The sequence below is a fragment of the Halorubrum aethiopicum genome, from assembly GCF_001542905.1.
Classification (GTDB): domain Archaea; phylum Halobacteriota; class Halobacteria; order Halobacteriales; family Haloferacaceae; genus Halorubrum; species Halorubrum aethiopicum.
On the sequence record NZ_LOAJ01000001.1, the window covers coordinates 1,136,351 to 1,159,314 of the forward strand.

The 22,964-nt window shown below is 65.5% G+C and carries 25 protein-coding genes and 1 tRNA gene; 11 read left to right on the forward strand and 15 right to left on the reverse strand.

Annotated elements, in window-relative coordinates:
* The first annotated feature begins 81 nt into the window (after positions 1-81).
* A complete protein-coding gene (locus AXA68_RS05525) occupies positions 82-1,275 on the forward strand; it encodes an ABC transporter ATP-binding protein (RefSeq protein ID WP_066413891.1) in 1,194 nt (397 codons plus the stop codon).
* Positions 1,276-1,321: 46 nt separating this feature from the next.
* On the opposite strand, the gene AXA68_RS17050 is transcribed toward AXA68_RS05525, so the two are convergent.
* The 3 genes from AXA68_RS17050 to AXA68_RS05535 form a co-directional block, all read right to left on the reverse strand.
* The gene (locus AXA68_RS17050) at positions 1,322-1,468 is read right to left on the reverse strand and encodes a DUF7550 family protein (RefSeq protein WP_198530020.1); all 147 of its coding nucleotides are present in this window, start codon (positions 1,466-1,468) and stop codon (positions 1,322-1,324) included.
* A gap of 106 nt (positions 1,469-1,574) precedes the next feature.
* Complete coding sequence (locus AXA68_RS05530; protein ID WP_066413892.1) at positions 1,575-2,111, reverse strand: DUF3368 domain-containing protein; 537 nt, start codon at positions 2,109-2,111, stop codon at positions 1,575-1,577.
* A complete protein-coding gene (locus tag AXA68_RS05535; protein WP_066413894.1) occupies positions 2,108-2,398 on the reverse strand; it encodes a UPF0175 family protein in 291 nt (96 codons plus the stop codon). Before AXA68_RS05535 ends, AXA68_RS05530 begins: the two co-directional genes overlap by 4 nt.
* Positions 2,399-2,545: 147 nt before the next feature.
* Here AXA68_RS05535 and AXA68_RS05540 point away from each other — a divergent pair, with 147 nt between their 5' ends.
* Together AXA68_RS05540 and AXA68_RS05545 are read left to right on the forward strand one after the other, a co-directional pair.
* The gene (locus tag AXA68_RS05540) at positions 2,546-2,836 is read left to right on the forward strand and encodes a ribbon-helix-helix domain-containing protein (protein ID WP_066413896.1); all 291 of its coding nucleotides are present in this window, start codon (positions 2,546-2,548) and stop codon (positions 2,834-2,836) included.
* Positions 2,823-3,035 (forward strand): type II toxin-antitoxin system RelE family toxin, encoded by a 213-nt coding sequence (locus tag AXA68_RS05545; protein ID WP_232745053.1) that lies wholly within the window; start codon positions 2,823-2,825, stop codon positions 3,033-3,035. The genes AXA68_RS05540 and AXA68_RS05545 overlap by 14 nt, the downstream gene beginning before the upstream one ends.
* Positions 3,036-3,113: 78 nt before the next feature.
* On the opposite strand, the gene AXA68_RS16640 is transcribed toward AXA68_RS05545, so the two are convergent.
* The 3 genes from AXA68_RS16640 to AXA68_RS05555 all read right to left on the reverse strand — a co-directional run bounded on the left by AXA68_RS16640 (position 3,114) and on the right by AXA68_RS05555 (position 5,808).
* Positions 3,114-3,875, reverse strand: coding sequence for a hypothetical protein (locus AXA68_RS16640; protein WP_157884783.1), 762 nt, complete (start codon positions 3,873-3,875; stop codon positions 3,114-3,116).
* Between the two features lie 368 nt (positions 3,876-4,243).
* Complete coding sequence (locus tag AXA68_RS05550) at positions 4,244-5,089, reverse strand: hypothetical protein (protein ID WP_066413898.1); 846 nt, start codon at positions 5,087-5,089, stop codon at positions 4,244-4,246.
* 140 nt (positions 5,090-5,229) lie between these two features.
* Positions 5,230-5,808: a DUF7344 domain-containing protein gene (locus tag AXA68_RS05555; RefSeq protein ID WP_066413900.1), complete on the reverse strand. Its 579-nt coding sequence runs from the start codon at positions 5,806-5,808 to the stop codon at positions 5,230-5,232.
* Positions 5,809-6,273: 465 nt separating this feature from the next.
* Between AXA68_RS05555 and AXA68_RS16645 the strand changes: the two genes are divergently transcribed.
* The 6 genes from AXA68_RS16645 (at position 6,274) to AXA68_RS05580 (ending at position 12,481) form a co-directional block, all read left to right on the forward strand.
* Entirely contained in the window at positions 6,274-6,981 is a 708-nt protein-coding gene (locus AXA68_RS16645) for a hypothetical protein (RefSeq protein ID WP_157884784.1), read from the forward strand.
* Positions 6,982-7,133: 152 nt separating this feature from the next.
* Complete coding sequence (locus AXA68_RS05560; protein WP_066413901.1) at positions 7,134-8,741, forward strand: DUF1102 domain-containing protein; 1,608 nt, start codon at positions 7,134-7,136, stop codon at positions 8,739-8,741.
* A gap of 47 nt (positions 8,742-8,788) precedes the next feature.
* The gene (locus AXA68_RS05565; RefSeq protein WP_232745054.1) at positions 8,789-9,769 is read left to right on the forward strand and encodes a hypothetical protein; all 981 of its coding nucleotides are present in this window, start codon (positions 8,789-8,791) and stop codon (positions 9,767-9,769) included.
* Between the two features lie 69 nt (positions 9,770-9,838).
* Entirely contained in the window at positions 9,839-10,999 is a 1,161-nt protein-coding gene (locus tag AXA68_RS05570; protein WP_066413903.1) for a signal peptidase I, read from the forward strand.
* 5 nt (positions 11,000-11,004) lie between these two features.
* The gene (locus AXA68_RS05575) at positions 11,005-12,360 is read left to right on the forward strand and encodes a DUF5305 domain-containing protein (protein WP_066413908.1); all 1,356 of its coding nucleotides are present in this window, start codon (positions 11,005-11,007) and stop codon (positions 12,358-12,360) included.
* A 48-nt stretch (positions 12,361-12,408) separates the two neighbouring features.
* Positions 12,409-12,481 (forward strand) — tRNA-Gln (locus AXA68_RS05580).
* 158 nt (positions 12,482-12,639) lie between these two features.
* Here the strand turns inward: AXA68_RS05580 and AXA68_RS16650 are convergent.
* Together AXA68_RS16650 and AXA68_RS05590 are read right to left on the reverse strand one after the other, a co-directional pair.
* The gene (locus AXA68_RS16650; RefSeq protein ID WP_157884785.1) at positions 12,640-13,386 is read right to left on the reverse strand and encodes a hypothetical protein; all 747 of its coding nucleotides are present in this window, start codon (positions 13,384-13,386) and stop codon (positions 12,640-12,642) included.
* A 116-nt stretch (positions 13,387-13,502) separates the two neighbouring features.
* Positions 13,503-14,264, reverse strand: coding sequence for a hypothetical protein (locus tag AXA68_RS05590; RefSeq protein ID WP_157884786.1), 762 nt, complete (start codon positions 14,262-14,264; stop codon positions 13,503-13,505).
* Between the two features lie 188 nt (positions 14,265-14,452).
* Here AXA68_RS05590 and AXA68_RS05595 point away from each other — a divergent pair, with 188 nt between their 5' ends.
* On the forward strand, positions 14,453-14,812 hold the full coding sequence (locus AXA68_RS05595; RefSeq protein WP_066413913.1) for a hypothetical protein: 360 nt from the start codon (positions 14,453-14,455) through the stop codon (positions 14,810-14,812).
* 57 nt (positions 14,813-14,869) lie between these two features.
* On the opposite strand, the gene AXA68_RS05600 is transcribed toward AXA68_RS05595, so the two are convergent.
* The 4 genes from AXA68_RS05600 to AXA68_RS05615 form a co-directional block, all read right to left on the reverse strand.
* Entirely contained in the window at positions 14,870-15,931 is a 1,062-nt protein-coding gene (locus AXA68_RS05600) for a rod shape-determining protein (protein ID WP_066413915.1), read from the reverse strand.
* Positions 15,928-16,404: a FlaD/FlaE family flagellar protein gene (locus AXA68_RS05605; protein WP_066413918.1), complete on the reverse strand. Its 477-nt coding sequence runs from the start codon at positions 16,402-16,404 to the stop codon at positions 15,928-15,930. The genes AXA68_RS05600 and AXA68_RS05605 overlap by 4 nt, the downstream gene beginning before the upstream one ends.
* 84 nt (positions 16,405-16,488) lie before the next feature.
* On the reverse strand, positions 16,489-17,331 hold the full coding sequence (locus tag AXA68_RS05610; protein WP_066413921.1) for a phosphatase PAP2 family protein: 843 nt from the start codon (positions 17,329-17,331) through the stop codon (positions 16,489-16,491).
* A 69-nt stretch (positions 17,332-17,400) separates the two neighbouring features.
* A complete protein-coding gene (locus AXA68_RS05615; RefSeq protein WP_066413924.1) occupies positions 17,401-17,970 on the reverse strand; it encodes a zinc ribbon domain-containing protein in 570 nt (189 codons plus the stop codon).
* Positions 17,971-18,063: 93 nt separating this feature from the next.
* Between AXA68_RS05615 and AXA68_RS05620 the strand changes: the two genes are divergently transcribed.
* Positions 18,064-19,023 (forward strand): pantoate kinase, encoded by a 960-nt coding sequence (locus AXA68_RS05620; RefSeq protein WP_066413925.1) that lies wholly within the window; start codon positions 18,064-18,066, stop codon positions 19,021-19,023.
* 34 nt (positions 19,024-19,057) lie between these two features.
* On the opposite strand, the gene AXA68_RS05625 is transcribed toward AXA68_RS05620, so the two are convergent.
* The 3 genes from AXA68_RS05625 to AXA68_RS05635 are packed head-to-tail and all read right to left on the reverse strand — an operon-like array spanning position 19,058 to position 22,883.
* The gene (locus AXA68_RS05625; RefSeq protein ID WP_066413927.1) at positions 19,058-20,689 is read right to left on the reverse strand and encodes a SufS family cysteine desulfurase; all 1,632 of its coding nucleotides are present in this window, start codon (positions 20,687-20,689) and stop codon (positions 19,058-19,060) included.
* A gap of 59 nt (positions 20,690-20,748) precedes the next feature.
* Entirely contained in the window at positions 20,749-21,804 is a 1,056-nt protein-coding gene (locus tag AXA68_RS05630; protein ID WP_066413929.1) for a dipeptide epimerase, read from the reverse strand.
* On the reverse strand, positions 21,801-22,883 hold the full coding sequence (locus AXA68_RS05635) for a DUF1611 domain-containing protein (protein ID WP_066413932.1): 1,083 nt from the start codon (positions 22,881-22,883) through the stop codon (positions 21,801-21,803). Before AXA68_RS05635 ends, AXA68_RS05630 begins: the two co-directional genes overlap by 4 nt.
* Positions 22,884-22,964 lie beyond the last annotated feature (81 nt).

The following is a 22,964-nucleotide window of genomic DNA, read 5'->3' on the forward strand; positions in this document are numbered from 1 at the left end:
CGCGAACGACACGCTTTTAGGTTCTCCTAAAATATATGGCCCCAACCACCGGACGCCGCTTCGATCGGCGTCCGAACGCACATGGCTCACTCACAAGGGACGGACTCACGACAGGCGACGGATCGCGCGGGCGGCGCGTCGACCGCCTCGGCAGGGACGGACCGGTCCGCCGCGGAGGCCCCGTCGGACGGGTCGGACCCCGGCGACGGGGCAGATCCCGTGTTGACGCTCTCGGACGTCTCGAAGGAGTTCGGCCCCGAGCGCGCCGTCGACGAGGTCTCCCTCGAGGTCCGCTCGGGGGAACTGCTCACCTTCCTCGGTCCCTCGGGCTGCGGGAAGACCACCACCCTCCGGATGATCGCGGGCCTCGAGGAGCCGACGACGGGGTCGATCGCGCTCGCCGGCGAGACGGTCGCGGAGGCGGACGCCGGACGGGCGTTCGTCGAGCCCGAGCGCCGCGACGTGGGGATCGTCTTCCAGAACTTCGCGCTCTTCCCGCACCTCACGGTGCGCGAGAACATCGCGTTCGGGCTGGAAGCGGACGGGGCGGAGGCCGACGCCCGCGTCGACGAGCTGCTCGACCTCGTCGAGATGACCGAACACGGCGGGAAGACGCCCGACCAGCTCTCCGGCGGGCAGAAACAGCGCGTCGCGCTGGCGCGGTCGCTCGCGCCCGAGCCCGACGTCCTCCTCCTCGACGAGCCCTTCTCGAACCTCGACGTGCGCCTGCGCGTCGAGATGCGCGAGGAGGTCCGCCGCATCCTGAAGGCGGCGGGCGTCACCGCCGTCTCCGTCACCCACGACCAGGAGGAGGCGCTCTCCATCTCCGACCGCGTCGCCGTGATGAACGACGGCTCCATCGAGCAGGTGGGCCGCCCCGAGACCGTCTTCGAGCGGCCCGAGTCGAAGTTCGTCGCCTCCTTCCTCGGCCGGGCCTCCTTCCTCGAGGGGAGCCTCCGGGAGGGACAGGTCGAGACCGGCGTCGGCCGGTTCAACGCCGCCACGCTGGAGGGGTATGACACCACCTACGACGGCGCGCCCGTCGACGTGCTCGTCCGCCCCGACGACCTGCGGGCGACGCCCGCCGACGAGGACGTCGCCGACGGCGTCGTCGTCTCCAGACAGTACGTCGGTCCCTCGTTCATCTACCGGGTCGAACTCGACTCCGGCGAGGCGGTCCACTGTCTCCACAACCACGTCGAGGAGTTCGAGCTCGACCAGCCGGTGAGCATCGACCTCATCGCCGACCACCCGCTGGCGTGGTATCCGCGGTAGACGTTCGGAAAAGCCGTTCCTCGACCGCTCTTTGCTCCTCCAGCGTCTAGATCAGCAGCGCCGGCAGCACGTACGCGAGGAGGAGTCCGACGAGGGTGACGGCCGCGCCGATGCCGACCTCGCGGCCCCCGAACTCCTGCATCGGGGCGGTCACGCGCTTCTCCGGGTCGGGTTCGTGGGAGTGGTCGTCCATGCCCGGGAGTGTGATCGCCGGATACAAAAACGCATCTGAACGGGAGCGACTTGGGATTGGCGTCGATCTGGGGCGTCACGGAGGTTTTAGGAAGAATTTCACGGCTTCAGCTGTGGGTGGAATTCGATTCGAAGGATTCCAGCCTCCTGACGATCTTCGTGTATAGATCCGGAGCGATGTACCACCCGCGTTCGATCATCGCGTCGATCGTCTCGCGACCCTCCTCGGCGGACAGATCCCCTCGCTTCACCACCGAGAGGACGACGTACGCGGTGCCGCGCGTCTCGACGCCCTCGACTTCCGCGGCCGAGCGACCAGCCGCCTCGTCCATCACCGCGATGCCGTCGCGCGCGTCGGCACACGCCAGCACCGCGATGTCGGCGTCGCTTAAACCCGAGTGTCGATCCAATCGCGTCGCGATCATGGAGTCGTCGAAGTCGGTCTCGACGATCTCGAACTGTCCCCTCTCGACCGCCTGCTCGATCCGGCGCGCGTCGTCGTAGCCCGCGTCGATCCCCTCGGTCACGACCTCGCGGTACACCGGCTCAGGGACGAGTCGGGGTTCCGAAAGGGTCTCGACGACCGCGATCCGTTCCGCTTTCGCGAGGTAGATCAGCGGGGTCGCGTCGAAGACCCAACTCACAGGTCCTCGAGGTCGGCTTCGAGCTGGTCACCCGAGACCCACGCGATGTCGGCCCCCTCGACCAGTCGTGCGAACTCCCAGACCGACAGGTCCGCGAGTTCGGCGGCCCTGGTGAGTGAGACCTCGCCGTCGGTGAATCGGTCGAGCGCGCGCTCTCTACGCCACTCCTCGAGCCCCTCCGAGAGGAGTTTCCTGACCGCCGTGCTCCGGTCGAGACGTTCGGACTCGAGGTACGCCTCGAGTTCGGCTTCGAGGTCTTCGGGGACCCGCGTGGAGATGGTGGGCATGTTGTTTGCTATGTGTACGATGTATTCATAGGTTTCGGGACTCGCTTGTGCGCCTGCCTGTCGGAGTACTCGATCGACTTGATGCCGAGAACCGGATCGAACGTCGGCCGGGTGTGATTTATATGACCGCGAGAGCAATACACACGTATGTTAGAAGCGGGTACGAACGACGTCGATTCCGACGACCCCGAGACTACGACGATCAACGTTCGGGTCACCGAGCGGCAGTTGGCGGAGATCGACGCGGTCTGGAAGGAGGAAGGCTACACCTCCCGAAGCGAGTTCCTCCGCCACGCGATCCGGGACGCGACGGAACATCCCGGTGCGTCACGCGGCATGCTGGCGAGCATCGCCGCCGAGGAGTATGCGATGCGGAAAGGGGAGCACGACTCCATTTCCCGTGAAGACGTTCTCGAGATGATCGATGACGGAGAGTGACGACTGGACGTGGGAGTTTCGCCCGCCCGCCGCTCGGGCGTTTGAGGGGCTCGATCCGGCGATCCAGCGGCGCATCGTCTCGAAACTCGACGAGATCGTGACGGACGAGTGGCGGGAGCCGCCGGCGTACGTCGAACCGTTGTCGGGCGTTCTGTACAGCCAGATCCGATCGGTGACTTCCGTTTGGAAGCTGCGGTAGACCATGAAAGTGAGACGGTGTTGATCTACGACATCGAGAATCGGCCGAGATATGTCAGAAAATATATTAATTTGGAATCTACTCAGAAGTCTCTTCTTCCTCGAAGATGCTCTCTCCACCAACTCTCTGTGAGTCACTGAATGCCTCTACGGTGAAGCTGGTATCCGGAATCGAGGGTGTTCCCTCATCTAGGATCGATTCCGAAGCAATCACACGTGCGATAATATCAACTGAATCGCCTGGAGTAAGCTTCACGTACCCTGCCTTCTCAATCATGTTGTACCCAGTCGCGCCGGGATGCTTTCTGATGCTTTGCTGCCCAGTCGTGCTTCCAAAGGTGGGTCCACTACTGGGGACTGAGTTTCGCCCGATCACACCAAATTCTCCAACAGATAAGCTATTCGCATCTCCAGCTGGAACTGCAATAAATTGGAAATCAATTCCAGCAGGGACTGTGAGACTCGCTTCACTTGCCGCATTTCCGCTTGCCTGTGTAGTCAGATCGTTATTCGAGAGCGGGTTCTCTAATTGAATATATAGAGTTTCAGAGCCTTGGTTTTTAATCGTGAATGCCGGACGTGACTCCGTCACTCCAACATTGACTCCTTCTCCACCCTTCGCTGTATCTGATGCAAAATCAATAGACAGCGTCCCTCCTGAATCGCTCACAAATGGCGAATCCGTATTTCCAATAAGACCGACGTATGCATCTCCATCTCCTGCTACGTCAACCTGATAACTTCGATCACTACGAACACTAGTCACTGCGCCTGTGCCTATCGCAGCCGAACTTCCCGTAGCCAATGCACCTGCGCCGATAATGAACTTGCGTCGTTCCATGGTTGGTCTACCTCTGTTACCGCACGCGACCCGCGTTCGGGGACACGAGACATCTCGCGTCACCCCGGGTCGCTCTACATCACCCATGGGACGTATCCCCCTTCGTTATGAGTCATCAGAAGGAGTTCTGGGTCGTGCTGAACGTTCTCTGGGTCGATCTGAAGTCGTTCTGGACCATGCTGAACTCGGCTCGATCGACGTTTGAACCCCTTTCAGGCGATCCTTTCGAGAGTACTGTCCGATAGCTCAGTCTTGTTGGGTCAGTGAGGTCAGAAAACTACTATCAGCTGACACGGATGTCTCTGCTTCAGTGATTTACCGTATGGTCCGTTTCTGATGAATAGAGCTATGCGGTAGAAATTCGCCGATCAGTCCGTTTCACAACTCGGGGGATCGTCCTGTTCTTGACCGGGCCCTCCATTGTTGGGCTGATCGAGATCACATTGCTCCGCGCTCCACTGTGGATGGACGTACACGGTACCGTTGAGTGTGATGCCGACGATAGTATCTCCACTCCCCAACTGGCCCCGGATCTTCTGTTTCGTGTTGATCTCCACGCCCTCACGTACTGTTACTTCGTTGCCGCCACCACGTTCGGAACCGAGTAGATAGACGTCAACTGTTTCCATCCTATCTTCTCCGAGTATCTCGGCGTTTCCACCACCGGAGAAATCTACCGGGCTCGAGCTGCCGCTGATCGCTTCTTCGCCGTCGCCTTCTTCGCCGTCGCCTTCTTCGCCATCTCCGTCATCATCCTCTTCGCGTTTGATCGAGAATCGTCGCGTCTCCGTATCGCCGAATAACTGCGCTGTGACACCGCTTCCCTCTACGGTGACCGTTATTTCAATATCGGCGTGATCGCCAGGTGCGATCCCCGTGACGGGAGCTTTGATCGCTAGATGATCTCCGGTTCCGATCTCGTCCTGAGTATAGCTAACCTCGCCCAGCACGTCCTTTCCTTCTCCTACCGTGACGTCGACGATCGAGATGTTCTCATTGAAACGGTTCTCCACTCGGACGAGGGTGATCTCACTTCCGTCCGTAACCGTTGTCCCGTCGTTCGGCGTATCGTACCCCACGAACGCCTGCTCGTCGCTCACGATGTCCACCGACACCCCCCGCTCCGCCTCCATGCTGCTGAACGCTCCGGTGCCGACGCTCAGCGCGCCGGAGCTCGCGCCGCCGCAAAGCAGGATGAAGCGTCGTCGTTTCATGTCGAGTGACCCCCTCTCATACGTTCCATCGTCTCCTACCCCTATCGTTATGCGGTCCCGGAAGACCGGTACGCGCTCCCTGAAATCGGCTCAGGCGTCGATCACCCGCTCCGAGATCCGACCTATCCCTTCCGTCCGGCTCACTGAAGCTCCGGCGGCTCCTCGAGTTCCCCGACCTTCATCTCCGCGGTGTAGTACTTGTGCGCGATCGCGGAGAACATGAACGCGACCACGATCGCGAGGGTCCACGCGAGCGGCGGGAGCAGAGTAAAGGGCCACGCGCCCACCCACACCGCGGCCACGAGCGCGAGCGCGACCCCCGATAACCCGATGTAGTACTCGCTCCAGGGGATCTCCTTCCCCTCGACCACGTCCATGTACAGATCGATGTTCTGGAGCGCGACCGTGGGCTCGACCACCCCGCGGTCCTTGTTGAAATCGACGACGCCGGCGCGATCCATCTTCGGGAGGTGTGACTGCTGGAGCGCGGTGTACACGCGCTTGCGGTCGCTGCCCGTGATCTCCGCCATGTCGACGTCGTTCTCCCAGGCCGCGATCTGCTCGGCCATGTCGCCGATCTCCATCGTCTCCTCCTCTCGTTTCAACAGATGCACCGCGAACCGTCGTCGCTGGTTCGCGAGCACGTCGTACAGCTCGTCGTCGGAGATGTCGACTCCGACGTCAGAGGGCCCCCCGTCGATCTGCTGTGCCGACGCCATTTCTGTCAGACACATATGATCCCGCCAACATAAATCCTCGGGTCGTGATAACCCAGTGAGGGTTTTCACGGACTGAAACGGAACCGTCGTTGAAAGTCTGAAACGCGTAATTCTCGGGTATAGCTGTGTGTTGGGGTTGTTATTCGAACTGATTATGAGAATCTCGGGACACGAGAACGCGATGAAATTTCTGTTTAGTTATGTATTTTGGAACGCAGATCCGCCCTTCAGACCGATCGTGAACGGTGAGTGAGTGGTCTTCAGACTGGGTCTGAAACGGTCGAACAATCGTTCAGGGAGAGGTGGATGGGAGTCGAGCGATCTTCAGTCCGACCCGGAACTGTTTCTGGAAATTCATAACGATATTGGATAGGCTCTATGAGCGTAGTAGAGCGACCCGGGGTGATGCGGGATGTCCCGCGTCGGCGGCCCGCGGGTCGTGTGCGGTCAACGAGGCAATTAACTATGGCAAATCGACGCAAGTTCATCGCCGGTCTGGGCGCATTGGCCACGGGTAGCGCAGCTGCAGTGGGTACAAGTGCATTTAGTCAGACGAGTGTGGAACGAACAGCATCCGTGGCGACAGTTGGTGATCGTGATGCGTATCTGAGTCTCACGCCCACGAGTCAGTATGCGAAGGTCCCATCCGACGGTACTCTCGAGCTCAACTTCGCTGGTGGTGGGGGAGGTGGCCTTGAGCAGAACGGTAAAGGCCTAAACCAGAACGGTATCACGCAATTCACCGATATCTTCTCTATCGAAAATCAGGGAACGAATCAGGTCGCCATCTTCATAGATGACAACGGTGAAGATAGCGGCTCTCCCAGTGATTCATCTGACGCATTCTCTATCAGCGGATATCCTGATGGCAATCTGAATAGTAAGCTCTACGATGCGGGCATCATCGCTCAAGTCAATCGTGCGGGCTTTTTCACTGCTGATGGTGCGGATCTTACCGATGTCGATAAAGCACCCGGAGAGCGTGCCGTCAACACCTTCGGTGCTTCCCAAGATCTGGTACTAAAGCCCGGTGAGTCGGTGAGTGTTGGTTGGTATATCGACACTACCGATGCTCCGAACAGTAGTGTGGCAACTGACGTAGGGGTTGGTGACGTAGACGCAAAAATTGCTCTTTGGGCGTTCTCTAACGCAGCGAACCAATCTCTCGCCTAAATCCAAGGCATACACTCAACGTTTATCTTACTCTTCACGTATTCGATCCAGATTCCGATCTCTCGTTGAGTCTTATCAAGACGTGTCTGAATCGTCTTCAGGCACCCCATAATCAAGTCCCCTAGTACCCAATCGGCAGTTAACAGGCAACCATGCCAACCGCCCGCCGCACCGCGATCCTCGCCGTCCTCCTCGTAGCCGCGGGCTCGCTCGCGTTCGCGACGGGCGCGGCGGTCCTCGACGGCGAGGCCGACACTCTCGCCGACGACCGCGTGGCGATCCAGCCCGCCGACGGGCCCAACGGCAAGTACGCCTACCTGAACGAGGACGACGAGATCACGGTCGACGTCTCGCCGACGAACCCGAACCTCTCGGCCGACTTCGAGGGCGTCAACGTCGGCTCGACCGGACGGATCGACGACGTGTTCAGGATCACCTACACCGCGGACGAGACCGCGGACGTCTGGATCGAGCACGCGGGCGAGAACCTGACGTTCGTGACCGACGACGGTCCGATCGAGAACGCGTCGAACGCGGTCACCCTCGGTCCGAACGGGTCGGTCTCGGTCGGCCTCCGGTTCGACACCCGCGGCGCGGAGGCGGGCACGTACCTGAGCGGCGACGAGTTCGCGATCCACGCGAACGTCACGGATCCGGAGACGGCGGAGAACGCGGCCTTTTCCGCCGAGAGCGACGGCGACTCCTCCGGCCCGCGGATCCTCGTCGCGGACGCGGGCCCGTCGGCGCGCGAACTCGAGGCGAGCGACGTCGACCCCGGCGACACCCTCCGCTTCGAGACGGGCGGCATGGCGATCGACCGCGCGAACCTCACGCTCGACCGGCTCGACCTCCACGGCGTCACGACCCGGACCGTCCGCATGAGCGCCGACGGAACCCCCGACCCGCTGCCCGAGGCCGGCCCGCTCGAGACGCCGCAGGACCCGGTTCCGCTCGGCTACCTCGCGCTCGAGTACGACTTCGACCCCACGGATGTCGAGGAGATGGCCATCCGGTTCAGCATCGACCGGGACGCGCTCGGCGACACCGACCCCGAGAACGTGGTCGTCTTCCGTCGGAGCGACGACGGCGGCTGGGAGCCGCGCGAGACCGCCGTCCTCGACGAGGAGACCGTCGAGGTGAGCGGCCTCTCCGAGGATCGCGTCCACTTCGTCGCGCGCACGACGGAATTCTCGACGTTCGCGGTCGCGGCCCACACCGACCGGATCGGCGTCCGGAACGCCGCCATCGCCGAGTCGGCGCTCGAGGCCGGCGACGAGACGACCGTGACCGCGACCGTCGAGAACGCTGGCGGCGCGGCCGGCGAGCGCACCCTGACGCTCACCGCCGACGGCGGGGCGTCCGACGGCGAGGCGCTCGGCTCCGAGACCGTCTCGCTCGCGCCCGGCGAGTCGACGACGGTCGCCTTCCCGGTCGGCTTCGACGAGGACGGCGCGTACGACCTCGCGGTCGACGGAACCTCGGCCGGAACCCTCCTCGTCGGCGACGGGACCGGATCGAGCGACGGCACGACCCAGGCCGCCACGGACGGCGGGCCCCAGCCCGACGCGGACGGCGGGAGTCAGGCCGACGCTGACGGCGGGAGCCAGCCCGACGCGGACGACGGCTCGGCGTCGCCCGCGGCCGACGAGCCGGTCGAGGAGCCGGGCGGGTTCGGCGTGCTGGAGCTCGCGGGCCTGATGGGCGTGCTCGCGGTGCTCCTCGGGTGGCTGGCGGTGATCCGTCGGCTGCCGCGATCCTGACGCCTCGCGGCGACAGGGATTTACTGCTCGTCGCCGAAGGCCGGGGCGTGACGACGACCGGTTCGGGGCGCGATCGGACCGAGCCGCCCCGGGAACCGCCGGCTCCGTCCCTCCGCGAGGTGCTTCGATCGCGTGTCCGACCGATCGACCTCCTCGCGCTGTCGACCGTGCCGATCGCCCTCCTCGCGGTCTTCGCGCTGCCGGAGGCGACCCGGCGGTCGCTCGCGTTCGCGTACCACGACCCGACCGTGCTCACGGCGTTTTCCGCCCACTACGTCCACCTCGAGGCCGCCCACCTCCTCGCGAACGTCGCCGCCTACGGGCTGCTCGCGGGCGTCGGCTACCTCCTGGCGGTCGCGAGCGGACAGCGCCGGTTCTTCTTCACCGCCTTCGCGACGTTCTGTCTCGCGTTCCCGTTCGCGCTCTCCGCGCTGAACCTCGCCGTCCCGCGGCGCGCGATCGGGTTCGGCTTCTCCGGGGTCAACATGGCCTTCTCGGGGGTCCTCCCGCTTCTGCTCGCCGCCTTCGTCCACGCGAACCTCTCGGAGCGCGGCGCGGGACCCCCGGAGAGCCGGGCGGTCCCGCTCTCCGGGTCCGTGCCGATCCGTCTCCTCCCGGCGACGTTCCTCGTCGTCGTCGGCTGGATCGGCGTCCTGGCGCTGCCGGTCTCGACCGATCCGACGGGGCTCGTCGGCCCCGGCGTCCTTCTCGGGGGAGCGCTTCTCGGCGCGCGCGGGATCCTGTCGACCCCGCTGGAGCGCCGCCCTTCGCTTCGGGAGGGGCTCCGTCGGGTGATCGACCGGCGGGGATACGGCGACCTCTTCGCCGTCGGCGCGACGCTCGCGGTCGCGTACCCGGTCGTCGGATTCCCCACCGACCCCGGCGTCGACGGCGGCGTGATCAATCTCTACGTCCACCTCCTCGGTTTCTGTCTCGCGTTCATCGGCCCGTACGTCCTGCTCGCGGGCGGCGTCTTCGACGGCGGGGCGTCCCGCTTCGGGACCGCCGTCGATCTCCGGGGCGATTGACACGATCCGCGACTTTATTACGCGTCGATGATAGCGTTCTACCGAGCGCGACTGCTTCCTGATTGACACATGTCCCCTCGACGAATCCTCTCGATCGGCGTACAGGTCGCGGCGGTCCTCGTCGTCCTCTCGCTCGTCGTCGGACAGTTCCTGGGACAGCCCGTCCTCCTGAGCTTCGTCGAGACGGGGAGCATGCAGCCCACGCTCGACCCCGGCGACGGGTTCGTCGCCATCCCCGCGCCGGTCGCCGGCGGCATCGGTGTCGGCGACGTGGTCACCTTCGAGGCCCAGGAGATCCAGGGCGGCGGCTTGACCACCCACCGTGTCGTCGACGAGACCGAACGCGGCTACATCACGCAGGGCGACAACAACCCCTTCACCGACCAGGACGGCGGCGAGCCGGTCGTCCAGGAGGCGGACGTCGTCGCGAAGGCGCTCACCGTCGGCGGGAGCGTCGTGGTGATCCCCCACCTCGGGACGGTCGCCATGGCGTTCCAGTCGGGACTTGAGGGCGTCCAGACGTGGCTCGCCGTGACGTTCGGGATGCGGTCGCTCCAGGGGACCCAGGGGCTCGCGTATCTCCTCTTCGGGCTCTCTATCGTCGCGTACGCGGCCGACTGGCTGTTGACTGGGCGGACCCGAGACCGGCCGGAGCGCGACCGCTCCCGCGACGACGGCACCTCGGTGGCGTTCATCCTCGCCGTGCTCGCGCTCGTGTTGATGAGCACCGCGACCGCGGCGATGGTGGTTCCGGGCGGCACCCAGGAGTACGGCGTCGTCAGCGCGGAGTTCGAGTCCGAGAACCCGACCGTGATCGAGCGGGGGACGAGCCAGGAGCTGGAGTACGTCGTCCCGAACGCCGGACTCGTTCCCGTCCGGACCTACGTCGAACCCGCCAGCCCGGGCGTGGCGGTCGAGCCGCGACGGGTCGCGGTCGGCCCCCGCGGCGAGGGGTCGACCACGGTGACGCTCACCGCGCCCGAGGAGACCGGCTACTACCGGATGTACGTCGTCGAACACCGCTATCTGGCGGTGTTGCCGCCGGCGGTCATCGACGGCCTCTACCGGGTCCACCCGTGGGTCCCGCTCGTCGCGATCAACGCCCTGCTCGGGGGCGGCATCCTCGTCACCGGCCTCCTCCTGCTCCGCGGCGAGCCCGCGCGGATCCGGAGCCGCGAGTCGCGCCGGAAGACCCCGCTTCACCGACGCCTCCTCCGTAAACTCTACTGACATCCATGAGCACGTCCACAGGACCCGACGAAACCCGGCTGCGGCTCAGAGCGTTCCTCGACGCACAGTTCACCGTCCTCCTCGCCGTCTGTCTCCTCGTCGCCGCGGCGGGCGGGGCCGTCGTCTACACGACCCACGTCGAGCCCGGCACGGAGACGCAGACCCGGACCGTCTCCTCGTGGACCGTCGAGACCGAGTACGTCCACAGCGCCGAGGTGACGGAGCCGAGCCCCGTGTTCTCGATCGGCGACGAGCTGACGAACCGCGAGACGTACTTCGCGAGCGTCGCCCCCGAGCTCGACGTCGCCGCCGAGACGACCTACACCGCCGACTCGGCCGAGTCCGTCGACGTCGCGATCGACTCGACGCTCGTCGTGCGCAACGTCGGCGGCGAGGAGGGCGGGATCGTCTACTGGGAGCAGCGCGAGGCGGTCGACTCGACGACCGCGACGGACGTCGAGCCGGGCGAGACCGTCTCCGCCCCGTTTACGCTCAACAGCACCGCGATCGACGAGCGCGTCGCGGCGATCGAGGAGGAGCTGGGCGCCTCCCCGGGCGAGACGGAAACGTTCGTCGTCACCGACGTCGAGGTGGCGGGCACGCTCAACGGCGAGAACGTCACGTACACCCGGTCGGTCCAGTTCGGGATCAGCCACGAGGGAGCCACCTACACCGTCTCCGATCCGGGCGTCCAGTCCGACAGCGACGAACAGCAGGAGACCGTGGTCGTCGAGCGGACCTACGGGCCCCTCCGGGGGATCGGCGGTCCGGCCCTCCTCGTCGTCGGCCTCCTCGGCACCGCCAGCCTCGGGTACGTCCGGTACGAGGGGCTCCTCCGGGTCGACGACGCGGAGCGGGAGTACCTCTCGTTCCGCGACGACCGCTCGGAGTTCGACGAGTGGATCACGCAGGTCCGACTCCCGCCCGAGGCGCACGACCGGCCGGAGGCGCACGCCGAGGACCTCCGCGACCTGGTCGACTTCGCCATCGACAACGACACCGGCGTCGTCGAGGACCCGAACACGGGCGCGTTCCACGCCGTCTCCGGCGAGTTCGTCTACACCTACCGGCCCCCGCTCGCGCCCGCCGCCGGGGCCCTCGACGACGACTCGGCGGTGACGCCTCCCGACGACCCGAGCGCGGACGGCTCCGACGTGACGGGGTCCGAGGACCCCAACGAGGAAGGCACCGACGACGAGGGCGGCACCGACGAGGAGGGGGGCCTGTTCACGCGGCCGCTCCTCGGCGGGGGCTCCGACGGCGAGGGCGATCCCGAGGACGTCGATGTCGACGGCGACGGCGACGATGAGCGTGCTGACGACGCGGCCGACGCGGAGGACCGCGCCGGCGACGACGCGTGATCGCCGGAAAGTAACCTACTTGAGTCCGGCCCGGTTACCGGTATTCGAAGTCCCGTGGTGTAGTGGCCAATCATAATGGCCTTTGGAGCCATTGACGGCGGTTCGAATCCGCCCGGGACTACTACCAAAACGGTGTGAATCCTTTTTTATGGCATAAATAGCTGCTTTCTTTGCTGGTAAATGGCATATTGTGGGGTGCGTTGTTGCGCGCGCTATTGGCTGGTGATGTGGATCGGCAAGTCTCTACCCGAAATCATAGGATGGATCAAGCTACAAGAATTAGTTGACTACACGCTCGTTGTTGGCTTCTCCGATGTGATTGATTGCTTCTACACACTTACTTGACGTTATTTGTAGGAGAATCCGAATCCCGACTGAGAGACTTTCGTCCCACTCGCCGGTAAGGAACTGAGAATCAAACATTCTCTCAACAGCTCTCTCACCATCACCATACGCAGAAGACATCGTCTCCACCAAGTCATAAAACGAATCAGCATTACCGAACTGCTCTCCAAGTTGCTTCCCGAACTGCTGCGGATCCTCATCAGCCTGATTGAACAGACTTGCCATCGCTGGAGAGTACTCGGTAGACTTGTTGACGGCCTTCCCCATGTCTAAATTCTCGTTGTTCGCGAGGTCGCGCTGACCCATCTCAAACAATTCTTCAATTGCATCCATCGTTGACTGGTCATCGGACGCATCAGTGGCTGCAGTCAGTTTCCGAAACAGTGTTTCAAGGTCTTGAACGAGTATCACTGACTTCTCATCAACGCCAGACGGAGCCGAGCTGACATGATCCCTGAGTTTATGCGAAACCGTCTCAGCCTCGTCAGCAAGGTTCCCGTAATTCAGGTTGGAGCGCTCCCGTCCGAGATCGCATACTCCACGACCGTAGTTGATCGAGGAAATCACATCCTCATACCACTGATCGACGTTTCTTGTTTTTGCTTGGTACCGTCGAATACCGTAGGCAATCACTTGCCCAGCACCAGCACCGAGAACCGCGATGCCGGCTTCAACAAACATGTTGGTACATCTGTTAGACTAATCATAATTGTTCTGGGCGGCGATACGTTCTGAATGCCGATACAATTACTACACCGGGTGTTTGATCGCTGATCAGATGGCACGGATGGACGCGTTTAGGCGTAAGTGTCAAAGAACGTCTCGAAGTTTTTGAATAGGTCTAACTCGCCATCTGATTCAAGATTGGAAGTCACTTTCTCTATGAGACCAACGTTCACCCACTTCGCTTCCATTACCAACGCAGTACAGTCTGAGAGGATTGCGTGAATACAAATTTCCATATCAGCAACATCGCTTGAATCAACATTCTCCTTCGCATCCATCAGCGAAATCCGATGGACATACACCATCTTGCGTACGTATTCAATGATGTTAATCTCGTGTTCGTGTAGTTCGTACGGTTCACTGTCTCGATGGAGGTAGTCCTTGAACACATAGCCCTTCAGATTATCTAGGCCAAATTCATCGTAGATCTGCTTGTAGTCCTTGATAGCGTCACTATAGACATCTACGTCTGCCCAGTCGGATATGCGGAAAATGAACCGGAGCGTCTTCTCTTCCCCAAAATCCACGGTATCACGCCGAGCTCGTTCCCTCACTTCTACATCAGGGATCAAACCGAGCGGATCAGTGGTGATGTCGTACTCGCTGCCCTCACTACCGATAACTGGGAGATACACGTCTACTGTTGATGCGATGATCTCTGACAATTTATCCTGTTCATCTGCCTTCGCGAGGTCGATGAAATTTCCATACGTAAACAGAATCTCAATATCGTCTCGTGAAGCCAGCTTTTCGAAGGTGGCTAGGGTTTCTGGATTATATCGCAAGTCTATCCAGAACTTGGTGTCTAGTATTACCCTCTCCATTGAACCCATCTTGTTGATGAATTACATTTTAATTTTGGATCCAGGACACGTGGGCTAATCGACCTGAGCGAGCGTATCGGCGAATAATCGCGACGCGAGGTGTGGGGATGCTCGTCGTTTTCGCCTCCACTGATCGACTCTCCACCGCTACCGTGTCACCGGAAGACATACCACGATCGAACGCGACTCGGGCACCCATGGCAGCGAGCGATCGACCGACTCGACAGCCCTTCGAGGCCGAGCAAACCCCCGTCGAGGACCGGATCCTCCTCGAGGACGAACTGCCGCCGGAGTTCCGACGGGAGCTCCGGAGCCTCTCCGACGTCGCTCGGAACCCGCGATCGGAGCCGCTCGCGACGGTCGCCGCGGCGGCGATCCTGCTCGCGCTCGGCTACCAGTCGTACGTCGTCGCGGCGGCGACGCGTCCCCTCCTCGGGCTCGTCGCGGTCGGCGTCGCGGCGGCCGCGTACGCGCTCGCCAAGCGCTTCTGGGCGGTCCAACACCGATACGTGGTCCGGAAACTCGCGCGCGAGGGCGAACTCGATCGGCTCCGCTAGGCGTGTTTCGCGTCGAAAAACGTCCGTCCGCTCGGTTCCGGCCGCCCGCGATCTCGCTCAGACCAGTCGCTCGGCGATGCGAGCCGCGCCCTCCGCGGCGGCGGTCGCGGGGTCGTCGGGGGCGACGACCTCGATGTCGCGGTCGAGCTCGGCCGAGAGCCGCTTCTCGAACTCCTCGACGAGCCCGGGGATACACGCCATCCCGCCGGTGACGGCGATCGGGCGGCCCAGCGCGAGCTGGTAGGGTTTCATGTGGTCGTTCGCGAGTTCGGGGAGGAACTCGTTGGCGACGGCGTCGACCGCGTCGTCGATGTAGCGGTCGACGGGGTCGCGGACGCCGCGGTCGACGGTGAACTCGTGGCTGCCGCCGCCGGGCTGTTGGACCACGTCGGTGAACGGTTCGAAGTCGTACACGTCGGCGTGCTCCTCCTTGTACTCCCGGGCGGTCGTCCGGTCGATGTGGACGCGCCCCTGGCTCTCCTCCTCGACGGCGGCGACGATCCAGCGGTCGACCTCGTTGCCCGTCACCGAGCCGGTCGAGAACGGCGAGAGCTGCTCGCCGCGCCGGTAGGCACACGCCTCGAGCGTCGTCGAGCCCATGTTGACGGAGACGAACACCTCGTCTATCGCGTCGAGCCCGTCGCCGTAGGCGGGGATGGCCCCGCAGAGCGACTCGGGGAAGCTCCGGACCGCGGCCTCGCCGACGCTCGAGCCCTCGATCACCGCCTTGAGGTTCTCGACGCCCGCCTCGTTGTCGATGGTCGGCACCGCGTAGACGACCGCGCTCTCCGCGGGCACGTCGTGGGCGTCCACGACGGCCTCGAAGAACGCTTCGGCGTCGGCGACGCCGTCGTCGTTCTCGGGGAGCCCCGACCGGAGCATGAAGCGCACCGAGTCGGGGTACTCCACCGCGGCGTCGTGGCCGTACAGCGCCTTCTCCTCGCCCGTGATGGCGTCCTCGTAGGTCGCCAGACAGGTGAGCGTCGAGTGTCGCTCGCGCCCGCCGCGCCCGTCGGGGAGGTCGAGCACCGTCCGGGTGCTGCCGAGTTTCACTCCGACCGGGGTCGGGGCGTTCTGGTCGTCGAAGTCCGTCGTGTCCGTGGATTCTGCGTCGCTCATTGTTCACTCGCACACGAAACGATCCGGACGACGGAGACGAGGCTGATCCGGTGGTCGGCGGGGGAGAAGGGCCGGGTGCGTCGGGGCGCGTCGAAGCCGGCGAGCCGGCGTTCAAACGCGTCCGCGACCGCCGGCGCGATCCACCCGAGTTCGGCGTAGTACGACAGCGCGTCGCGGCTCCGCAGGTGGCCGCCGACGTCGACGAGGTAGCCGAGCCAGTCGGCGATCTCCCGCTCCGCTTCGGGCACGCTCGGTACGGATCGCAGGTAGGGGCGCTCCCCGTCGTCGATCCGCCGCAGCCCGCGTTGCCGCTGGAGAACCTCCCGGAACGCGGCCGAGCGAGCCGCCTGCTCGGCGCGGTTCCGGTTCGGTCGACGAAGGCGCCGCTCCCGAGGCGCTTCGTCCGCGCCCGCCCGCGTTCCCGCGAGCCAGCGCAGTTCCCGTACGTCGTATCTCCGTGGATTCAGGCTCATTGTCCGTCCGTCGTTCGCGTCCGTACCCGAACGGTTCCCGTCAACGTATATGAGCGTTCGTGCGCAGTTATCAGTTGTGAGAAACTACCAGCCATCTCGGCTCCCCGTTCGGGAGACGATCCGCCGGGCGACGGCGACGCTCCCGGCCGCGAGCGCGGCCCCGGCCACCACGTCGATCGCCCAGTGGGTTCCGAGGTACATCGTCGAGAGCACGATGCTGCCCGTGAGCAGGCCCGCGACGGGGGTCCACCGCGGGAACTCCTCGTGCGTCGAGACCGCGACGAGGAGGACCGTCACCGACAGCGCCGTGTGGAGCGAGGGGAACACGTTCGTCTCGACGTTCACCCGCGCGGTGAGCCGTGTCACCTCCGGGAACGTATCGAGCAGCGGTGCCTCGACCCGCGCCGCGTCCGGATCGGCGCCGGGGAGCCGGTGGTAGTTGCGCGGGCCGTACGCCAACACCGCGCCGTAACAGACGATCGCGGCGGCGTAGTTGACCGCGTACGCCGCCACCAGCGTCTTCAGCGGCCGGGCGTTCGCCGCGAACAGGTACGCGACGAACGGGAAGACGAGCACCACGACGTAGCCGAACACGTACATCGGCCCGAAGTAGTAGAGTCCCCAGTCGGGCAGCGCCGACTGGAGGGCGGCGACGAAGTCGCCCTCGAGGGCGTAGAACAGCTCCGTCGGGCGGAGGCCGTGTCGTCGGGAGAACGCCTCGATCCGGGTGAGAAACCCCTTGTTGAACAGCAGCACGACCGCCAGCCCGCCCACGTAGGGGGCGGCGATCCGGAGCCGCCGCCGGAGTCGGTCGCGGTCGGCGGCGATCGACCGAACCCGATCGAGCCCGATACACGTCGGGATCAGCAGGGCGAAACACGCGAGCGTAACCCCCGCGACGAGCGCCGCAAGTGCCGCGAAGCGCATGATTTTCCGGGGTTACGGTCGCGACGGTTTCACTGCTCCGCTTCCGGCGGGACGGACCGGAGTCGGCGGCTACTCCCCATCGCCCCACGGCAGCGGCTCCGTACACCAGTGACAGAAGTCGAGTTCGGCGTCGGTCTCCCGCCCGCAGTGGGGGCACTCGACGCCGGTCGGGTCGCCGCCGCCCGCGTCGACGCCCACCGACGCGGCGACCGCCGTGCCGCCGGCTCCGCTCCCGTCTCCCGTCTCGACGCCTCCGGACCCGACGCGGCCGTCCCGGCCGTCATCGCCCTCCTCGTCTTCCTCGGCCGCGTGTCGCCGGATCGCCGCCTCGGTCGCGGCAGCCCGATCCGCCTCCGCGGCCTCCGAGCGCGCGACGAGGTACGCGTCCACCGCCGAGAGCCCGACCAGGACCGAGAGCGGCAGGGCGACGCCCGCCGGCACCGCGGCCGCGACGTCGGCGATCGACCCGCTCGGGTCGATGGGACCCGCGTCCGAGAGGCTGAACAGCGCTATCGCCCCGCCGAGGACCGTCACGTGCCACACGACCGCTCGCCCGAACCGCCCCAGGAACGCGTGTCCCAACCCGGGGACGAGCGTCGCCAAGAGGGCGGCGACCGGCGCGCGGAGACGGCGTCGCATGGCGCTCGCTTCTCGCGGCCGCTACTTACCGGCTGCGGTGTCGGACGGTCGCGGATAACAACCGTTAATCGGCGGCTTCGCGTGTGCCGATCCATGAACGGGAAGCGGGCGACCGCGTTCGTCCCCGGCCACGTCACCGCCTTCTTCAGCGCGCACCCGGCCGCGGACCCGGCCGTCGCGGGCTCCCGCGGTGCCGGACTCACTCTCTCCGACGGGGTCGACGTGACGGTCGAGACGATCGACGACGCTTCCGCCGCGAGCGACGCGTCCGCCACCGCCGACGCTTCCGCCGCGCTGACTCTCGACGGCGAGCCGGCCTCTATCGGCGCGGTCGCCGACGTGCTCGCCGCGCTCGGCGTGCGGGCGCGGGTCGAACTCGAGACCGACCTCCCGCTCGGGGCGGGGTTCGGCGTCTCGGGGGCGGCGGCGCTGGGGACCGCGATCGCCGCCAACGCGGCCGCCGACCGGGGGCGCTCCGAGAACGAACTCGTCCGGATCGCCCACGAGGCCGAGGTCGAACGCGGAACCGGGCTCGGCGACGTGGTCGCGCAGGCCCGCGGCGGGGTCCCGATCCGACTGGAGCCGGGCGCGCCGGGCCACGGCGAGCTCGACGCGATCCCCACACACGCCCGCGTGGAGTACGTCACCTTCGGCGAGCTGTCGACCGAGGACGTCCTCGCCGGCGACACCGCCGCGCTCACCGCCGCGGGCGAGCGGGCCCTCTCGCGGCTCCGCGCGGACCCGCGGCTCTCCACGCTGATGGACGCCTCCCGCGAGTTCGCGGAGCGGGCGGACCTGCTCGTCCCCGAGGTCGCGGAGGCGATCGAGGCGGTGGACCGCGTCGGCGATCGCGACCCGGACGGCGGCGCGGTCGACGGAAGCGAGGGAGGCGGCGGCTCCGCAGCGATGGCGATGCTCGGCCGCACCGTCTTCGCGCTCGAGACCGGGCTCTCCGACGCCGGCTACGACCCCGCCGTCTGTCACACGCACCCCGCGGGCGCGCGGCTGGTCGAGAATGGCGATAACCGCCATAGCGATAATCGTCGCGACTGACCGCGTCCGGCGTCGACGACGCCCCTTTCCGGCGTCAGTCCGTCCGGGCGGTCGCCGGGTGCCGCGCGTCGAGGTGGTCGCGGGCCGCCTCGGCTATCACCTCGCCGGGGCCGCGAACGCAGTCCCGGCGCAGGTCCGGGTAGTGGCCGTCGACGAGCCCCTCGATCAGCTCCTCGGCCTCGAGCGCGCGCTCGATCGGCTCGCCGCGGAGCGCCTCCGAGACCATGCTCGCGACCGCGGTGCTCACCGCGCAGCTCTGACTCTCGAAGCCGATGTCGGCGACGGTCCCGTCGTCGATCTCCACGAAGAACTCGCCGTCGTCGCCACAGGAGGTCTCGGCCGAGTGCTTCGTGAACGTCGGGTCGGCGATCGCCCCCGCGTTCCGCGGCGCGCGGTAGTGGTCGGCGAAGCGGTCGTGGAAGCGGTCGGAGGCGACGAGCTCGTCGCGGCGCTGTCGGGCGTTCTCCAGCGCGTCGATCAGGGCGTCGACCTCCCGCTCCGTGTTGTAGACGTAAAACGAGGCCCGCACGGAGCCCGGGATATCGAGCCGGTCGTGGAGCGGCTGGGTACAGTGGTCGCCGGCGCGGACGGCGATCCCGCGGTCGTTCAACACGGAGGAGAGGTCGTGTCCGTGGACGCCGTCGACGTTGAAGGCCACGAGCCCGGAGCGCTCCTCCCCGCGCGGGACGCCGTAGACGGTCACGTCGTCGCGCTCCTCCAGTCGCCGCATCGCGTACTGGGCGAGGTCGTTCTCGTGGGCGGCGACGGCCTCCATCCCGATCCCGTCGAGGTAGTCGGCGGCGGCCGCGAGCGCGATCCCCTCGGCTATCGGCGGCGTCCCGGCCTCGAACTTCCAGGGCGGCCGGTTCCACGTCGACCCCTCGAAGGTGACGTGGCGGATCATCTCGCCGCCGTAGAGGAACGGCTCCATCTCCTCGAGGAGGTGCCGTCTCCCGTACAGCACGCCGATCCCGGTCGGCCCGGCCATCTTGTGGCCCGAGAAGGCGAGGAAGTCGGCGTCGAACGCCTCCACGTCGACCGGGCGGTTCGGCACCGACTGGGCCCCGTCGACGAAGACGAGCGCACCGTGGTCGTGCGCGAGCTCGGCGAGCTCGGCGACGGGGTTCACGGTCCCCAGGACGTTCGAGACGTGCGCCACCGACAGCATGCGCGTGTCGTCGTCGATCACCTCGGCCGCGTGCTCCATGTCGAGGTGGCCCTCCTCGTCGACCCGGACGTACCGGATCTCCGCGCCGGTCCGGCGGGCGACCTGCTGCCAGGTGACGAGCGAGGCGTGGTGTTCCATCTCCGTGACGACCACGTTGTCGCCGGGGCCGAACTCCTCCATGCCGAAGCCGTAGGCGACGAGGTTCACCGCCTCCGTGGCGTTCTTCGTGAACACGATCTCCTCGAGCCCGCCGCTCGCGCCGACGAACTCGGCGATCCGCTCGTGGGCCTCCTCGTAGGCGACCGACGCCTCGTGGCTCAGCCCGTGGATCCCGCGGTGGACGTTGGCGTTGTACTCCTCGTAGTACTCGCGGAACACGTCGTACACCTGCGTCGGCGTCTGGGTCGTCGCGGCGTTGTCGAGGTAGACGAGCGGTTCGCCGTCGACCTCCCGGCCCAGTATCGGGAAGTCGTCTCGGACGCGTGCGGGGTCGGCCATACCGGCAACAGATACCAGTCGTACAATAAGTTTCGGGACGAGGGGACGGCAGCCGTCGGTTATCGATCGGGAGTTACGCCGTGTCCCGGACCGCCGATGTCGTGGATCGGGCCCTCGCCGCTCTCGACGACGTCCTCGGCCAGTAGTCGGTTGCCGTCGAGATCGACGTACGAGAACGCTCCCAGTCCGGCGACGACGTGGGCGCTGGTGTGGATGCCGATCGAACTCTCCAACATACAGCCGACCATCAGATCGAGGTCCGCACCGTTCGCGATGGCGGCGATCTCCGCGACCGCGAGCGGGCCGGATTTCCCCAGCTTGACGTTGATGATGTCGGCCGCCTCCTCGCGCACGACGCGGACCGCGTCTTGGGGCGTGAAGACGGTCTCGTCGGCCGCGATAGGGACGTCAATGCGACGACGTGCGTCCGCGAGCCCCGCGAGATCACTCGCCAGGACGGGCTGTTCGATCAGTTCGAGGCGTATCCCCTGCCCCGCGACGCGATCCGCGAACAGCGCCGTCTCCTTCGGGCTCCATCCCTGGTTGGCGTCGACCTTCAGTGCCGCGTCCGGCGCGGCCTCGCGTATCGCGGCCACCCGCTCTACGTCCGCGTCTAGGTCGTTTCCCGTCTTGATCTTCAGATGGTCGTACCCGTTCCCGGCCGCCTCCTCGGCTCGCTTTCTGGCGGTCTCCGGGTCGACGATCGGTATCGTCATGTCCGTCTCCACGGGCGAGGGTGTGCCGCCGAACAGCTCCGAGAGCGCGACTTCCCGCTCCCGACAGAACGCGTCGAGAACGGCCGTTTCGACCGCGAACGTTGCGGAGACCATGCCGGGGAACGTGTTCCGCACCCGGTTCACGATGTCCCGGTACTCGCCGACCGCACGGCCCTCGACGATATCCGCGGCGGCACGTGCCGTCGCGACCGCCGCCTCGCGCGTTTCTCCAGTCACGGGCGGAAGGGGAGATCCTTCGCCGTACCCCTTCACGCCTTCCTCGGTCTCGACCGTGACGAGCACGTTCGAGGCCTCGTGTTGGACGCCGAGCGAGATCTCGAACGGTTCGGAGAGGGGGAGGTCGAGCGGTTCCACGGTGACGTCGACGACGGTACTCACGCTCCACCCCCCGTCGTTCCGGTCGAAGCCTCGGGTTGTAAGGCGTCCTGGACCGCGCCGAGGAGGTCCCGCGAACCGTCCTCGTCGTAGACGTTCGCTACCGGGTATTCGTGACGGCCGCGTTCCGTCTCGGGATCCCCCCAGGTCGAGATCCCGGCGATGGTGGCATCGGAGAGCGTTTCGACGAGTTCCGCCTCCTTCTCGACGCCGTCGACCCGAAATCGATCGAAGTGTGTCCGTCGCGTTCGCTCCGGATCGTCGGCGAGGACGACCGCGTCGGGCCACGATCCGTGTAGCACTCCGAGCGTGACACTGGAATACGCACGATGGGTGAGCGACGCCTGTCCCTCCACGAAGACGATGTCGTGTTCCGCTCCCACCGACTTCACCATGTCCTCGACGACGCCGCCCGTGAAGTCGGCCGGAACGCGGTCGACCACGACCCCTTCGTGTGCGCCGACCATGATGCCCGTTTGTCCGGTGGCGACCCATCCCGCGTCGAGGCCCGCCTCGCGGGCCGCCTGATAGAGTTCGAACGTCGTCGTGCGCTTGCCGACCGCACAGTCGGTTCCGAGCGTGAGAACCACGTCGGCGTCGACGTCGTCGACCGATCCGTCCCCGACGCGGAGCGCGTCCTCCTCGGGGGGCTTCCGTACATCGAGGATGCGGGCGTCGTGTTCGTCGGCCAACCCTGACCAGTGTTCGTCGTCGTCGAGGAAGTAGTGAAGTCCGCTCACGACGTCACAGCCGGCTCGAATGGCGTCCTCGATGTCTCCGACCCACGCGTCGGGGAGCTGCCCTCCCGCCGGCGCGACGCCGATGACGAGTGCTTCGACTTCCGGAGCGATGTCGAGAGCGTCGGCCACGGATTCCACGATCGGAATATCGGGTGCGTCGCGTTTCTCGAGGGCTTCGGCCGGCGTCTGGCCTGCCGTTTCCGAGTCGACTACCGCCCGGACGTCGAACACCTCGCTGTGTGTGACGACCCCGTTTGCCGTCTTTCCGCCTTTCTTCCCGAACTCCCCTTCCGCGAGGACGACGGCGGGCGCCGGGACGTCGAACGTGTCTCGAAGGTTCATTGGGTACGAGACCGTCCTTCCCGTTCAGGCAAAACCCTACAACCTTCCATGATGGGTCCTCGATGGCCTCCGGTTCAGGTC

Bases quoted from the DNA above. Each gene is read 5' to 3' on its own strand.
- AXA68_RS05575 (WP_066413908.1), top strand. From the start codon at position 11,005: ATGAGCACGTCCACAGGACCCGACGAAACCCGGCTGCGGCTCAGAGCG.
- AXA68_RS05610 (WP_066413921.1), bottom strand. From the start codon at position 17,331: ATGCGCTTCGCGGCACTTGCGGCGCTCGTCGCGGGGGTTACGCTCGCG.
- AXA68_RS05595 (WP_066413913.1), top strand. From the start codon at position 14,453: ATGGCAGCGAGCGATCGACCGACTCGACAGCCCTTCGAGGCCGAGCAA.
- AXA68_RS05600 (WP_066413915.1), bottom strand. From the start codon at position 15,931: ATGAGCGACGCAGAATCCACGGACACGACGGACTTCGACGACCAGAAC.
- AXA68_RS05570 (WP_066413903.1), top strand. From the start codon at position 9,839: ATGTCCCCTCGACGAATCCTCTCGATCGGCGTACAGGTCGCGGCGGTC.
- AXA68_RS05545 (WP_232745053.1), top strand. From the start codon at position 2,823: ATGACGGAGAGTGACGACTGGACGTGGGAGTTTCGCCCGCCCGCCGCT.
- AXA68_RS05625 (WP_066413927.1), bottom strand. From the start codon at position 20,689: ATGGCCGACCCCGCACGCGTCCGAGACGACTTCCCGATACTGGGCCGG.
- AXA68_RS16640 (WP_157884783.1), bottom strand. From the start codon at position 3,875: ATGGAACGACGCAAGTTCATTATCGGCGCAGGTGCATTGGCTACGGGA.
- AXA68_RS05525 (WP_066413891.1), top strand. From the start codon at position 82: ATGGCTCACTCACAAGGGACGGACTCACGACAGGCGACGGATCGCGCG.
- AXA68_RS05540 (WP_066413896.1), top strand. From the start codon at position 2,546: ATGTTAGAAGCGGGTACGAACGACGTCGATTCCGACGACCCCGAGACT.
- AXA68_RS05620 (WP_066413925.1), top strand. From the start codon at position 18,064: ATGAACGGGAAGCGGGCGACCGCGTTCGTCCCCGGCCACGTCACCGCC.
- AXA68_RS05535 (WP_066413894.1), bottom strand. From the start codon at position 2,398: ATGCCCACCATCTCCACGCGGGTCCCCGAAGACCTCGAAGCCGAACTC.
- AXA68_RS05615 (WP_066413924.1), bottom strand. From the start codon at position 17,970: ATGCGACGCCGTCTCCGCGCGCCGGTCGCCGCCCTCTTGGCGACGCTC.
- AXA68_RS17050 (WP_198530020.1), bottom strand. From the start codon at position 1,468: ATGGACGACCACTCCCACGAACCCGACCCGGAGAAGCGCGTGACCGCC.
- AXA68_RS05550 (WP_066413898.1), bottom strand. From the start codon at position 5,089: ATGAAACGACGACGCTTCATCCTGCTTTGCGGCGGCGCGAGCTCCGGC.
- AXA68_RS05560 (WP_066413901.1), top strand. From the start codon at position 7,134: ATGCCAACCGCCCGCCGCACCGCGATCCTCGCCGTCCTCCTCGTAGCC.
- AXA68_RS16650 (WP_157884785.1), bottom strand. From the start codon at position 13,386: ATGTTTGTTGAAGCCGGCATCGCGGTTCTCGGTGCTGGTGCTGGGCAA.
- AXA68_RS05635 (WP_066413932.1), bottom strand. From the start codon at position 22,883: ATGAACCTTCGAGACACGTTCGACGTCCCGGCGCCCGCCGTCGTCCTC.
- AXA68_RS16645 (WP_157884784.1), top strand. From the start codon at position 6,274: ATGGCAAATCGACGCAAGTTCATCGCCGGTCTGGGCGCATTGGCCACG.
- AXA68_RS05555 (WP_066413900.1), bottom strand. From the start codon at position 5,808: ATGGCGTCGGCACAGCAGATCGACGGGGGGCCCTCTGACGTCGGAGTC.
- AXA68_RS05590 (WP_157884786.1), bottom strand. From the start codon at position 14,264: ATGGGTTCAATGGAGAGGGTAATACTAGACACCAAGTTCTGGATAGAC.
- AXA68_RS05605 (WP_066413918.1), bottom strand. From the start codon at position 16,404: ATGAGCCTGAATCCACGGAGATACGACGTACGGGAACTGCGCTGGCTC.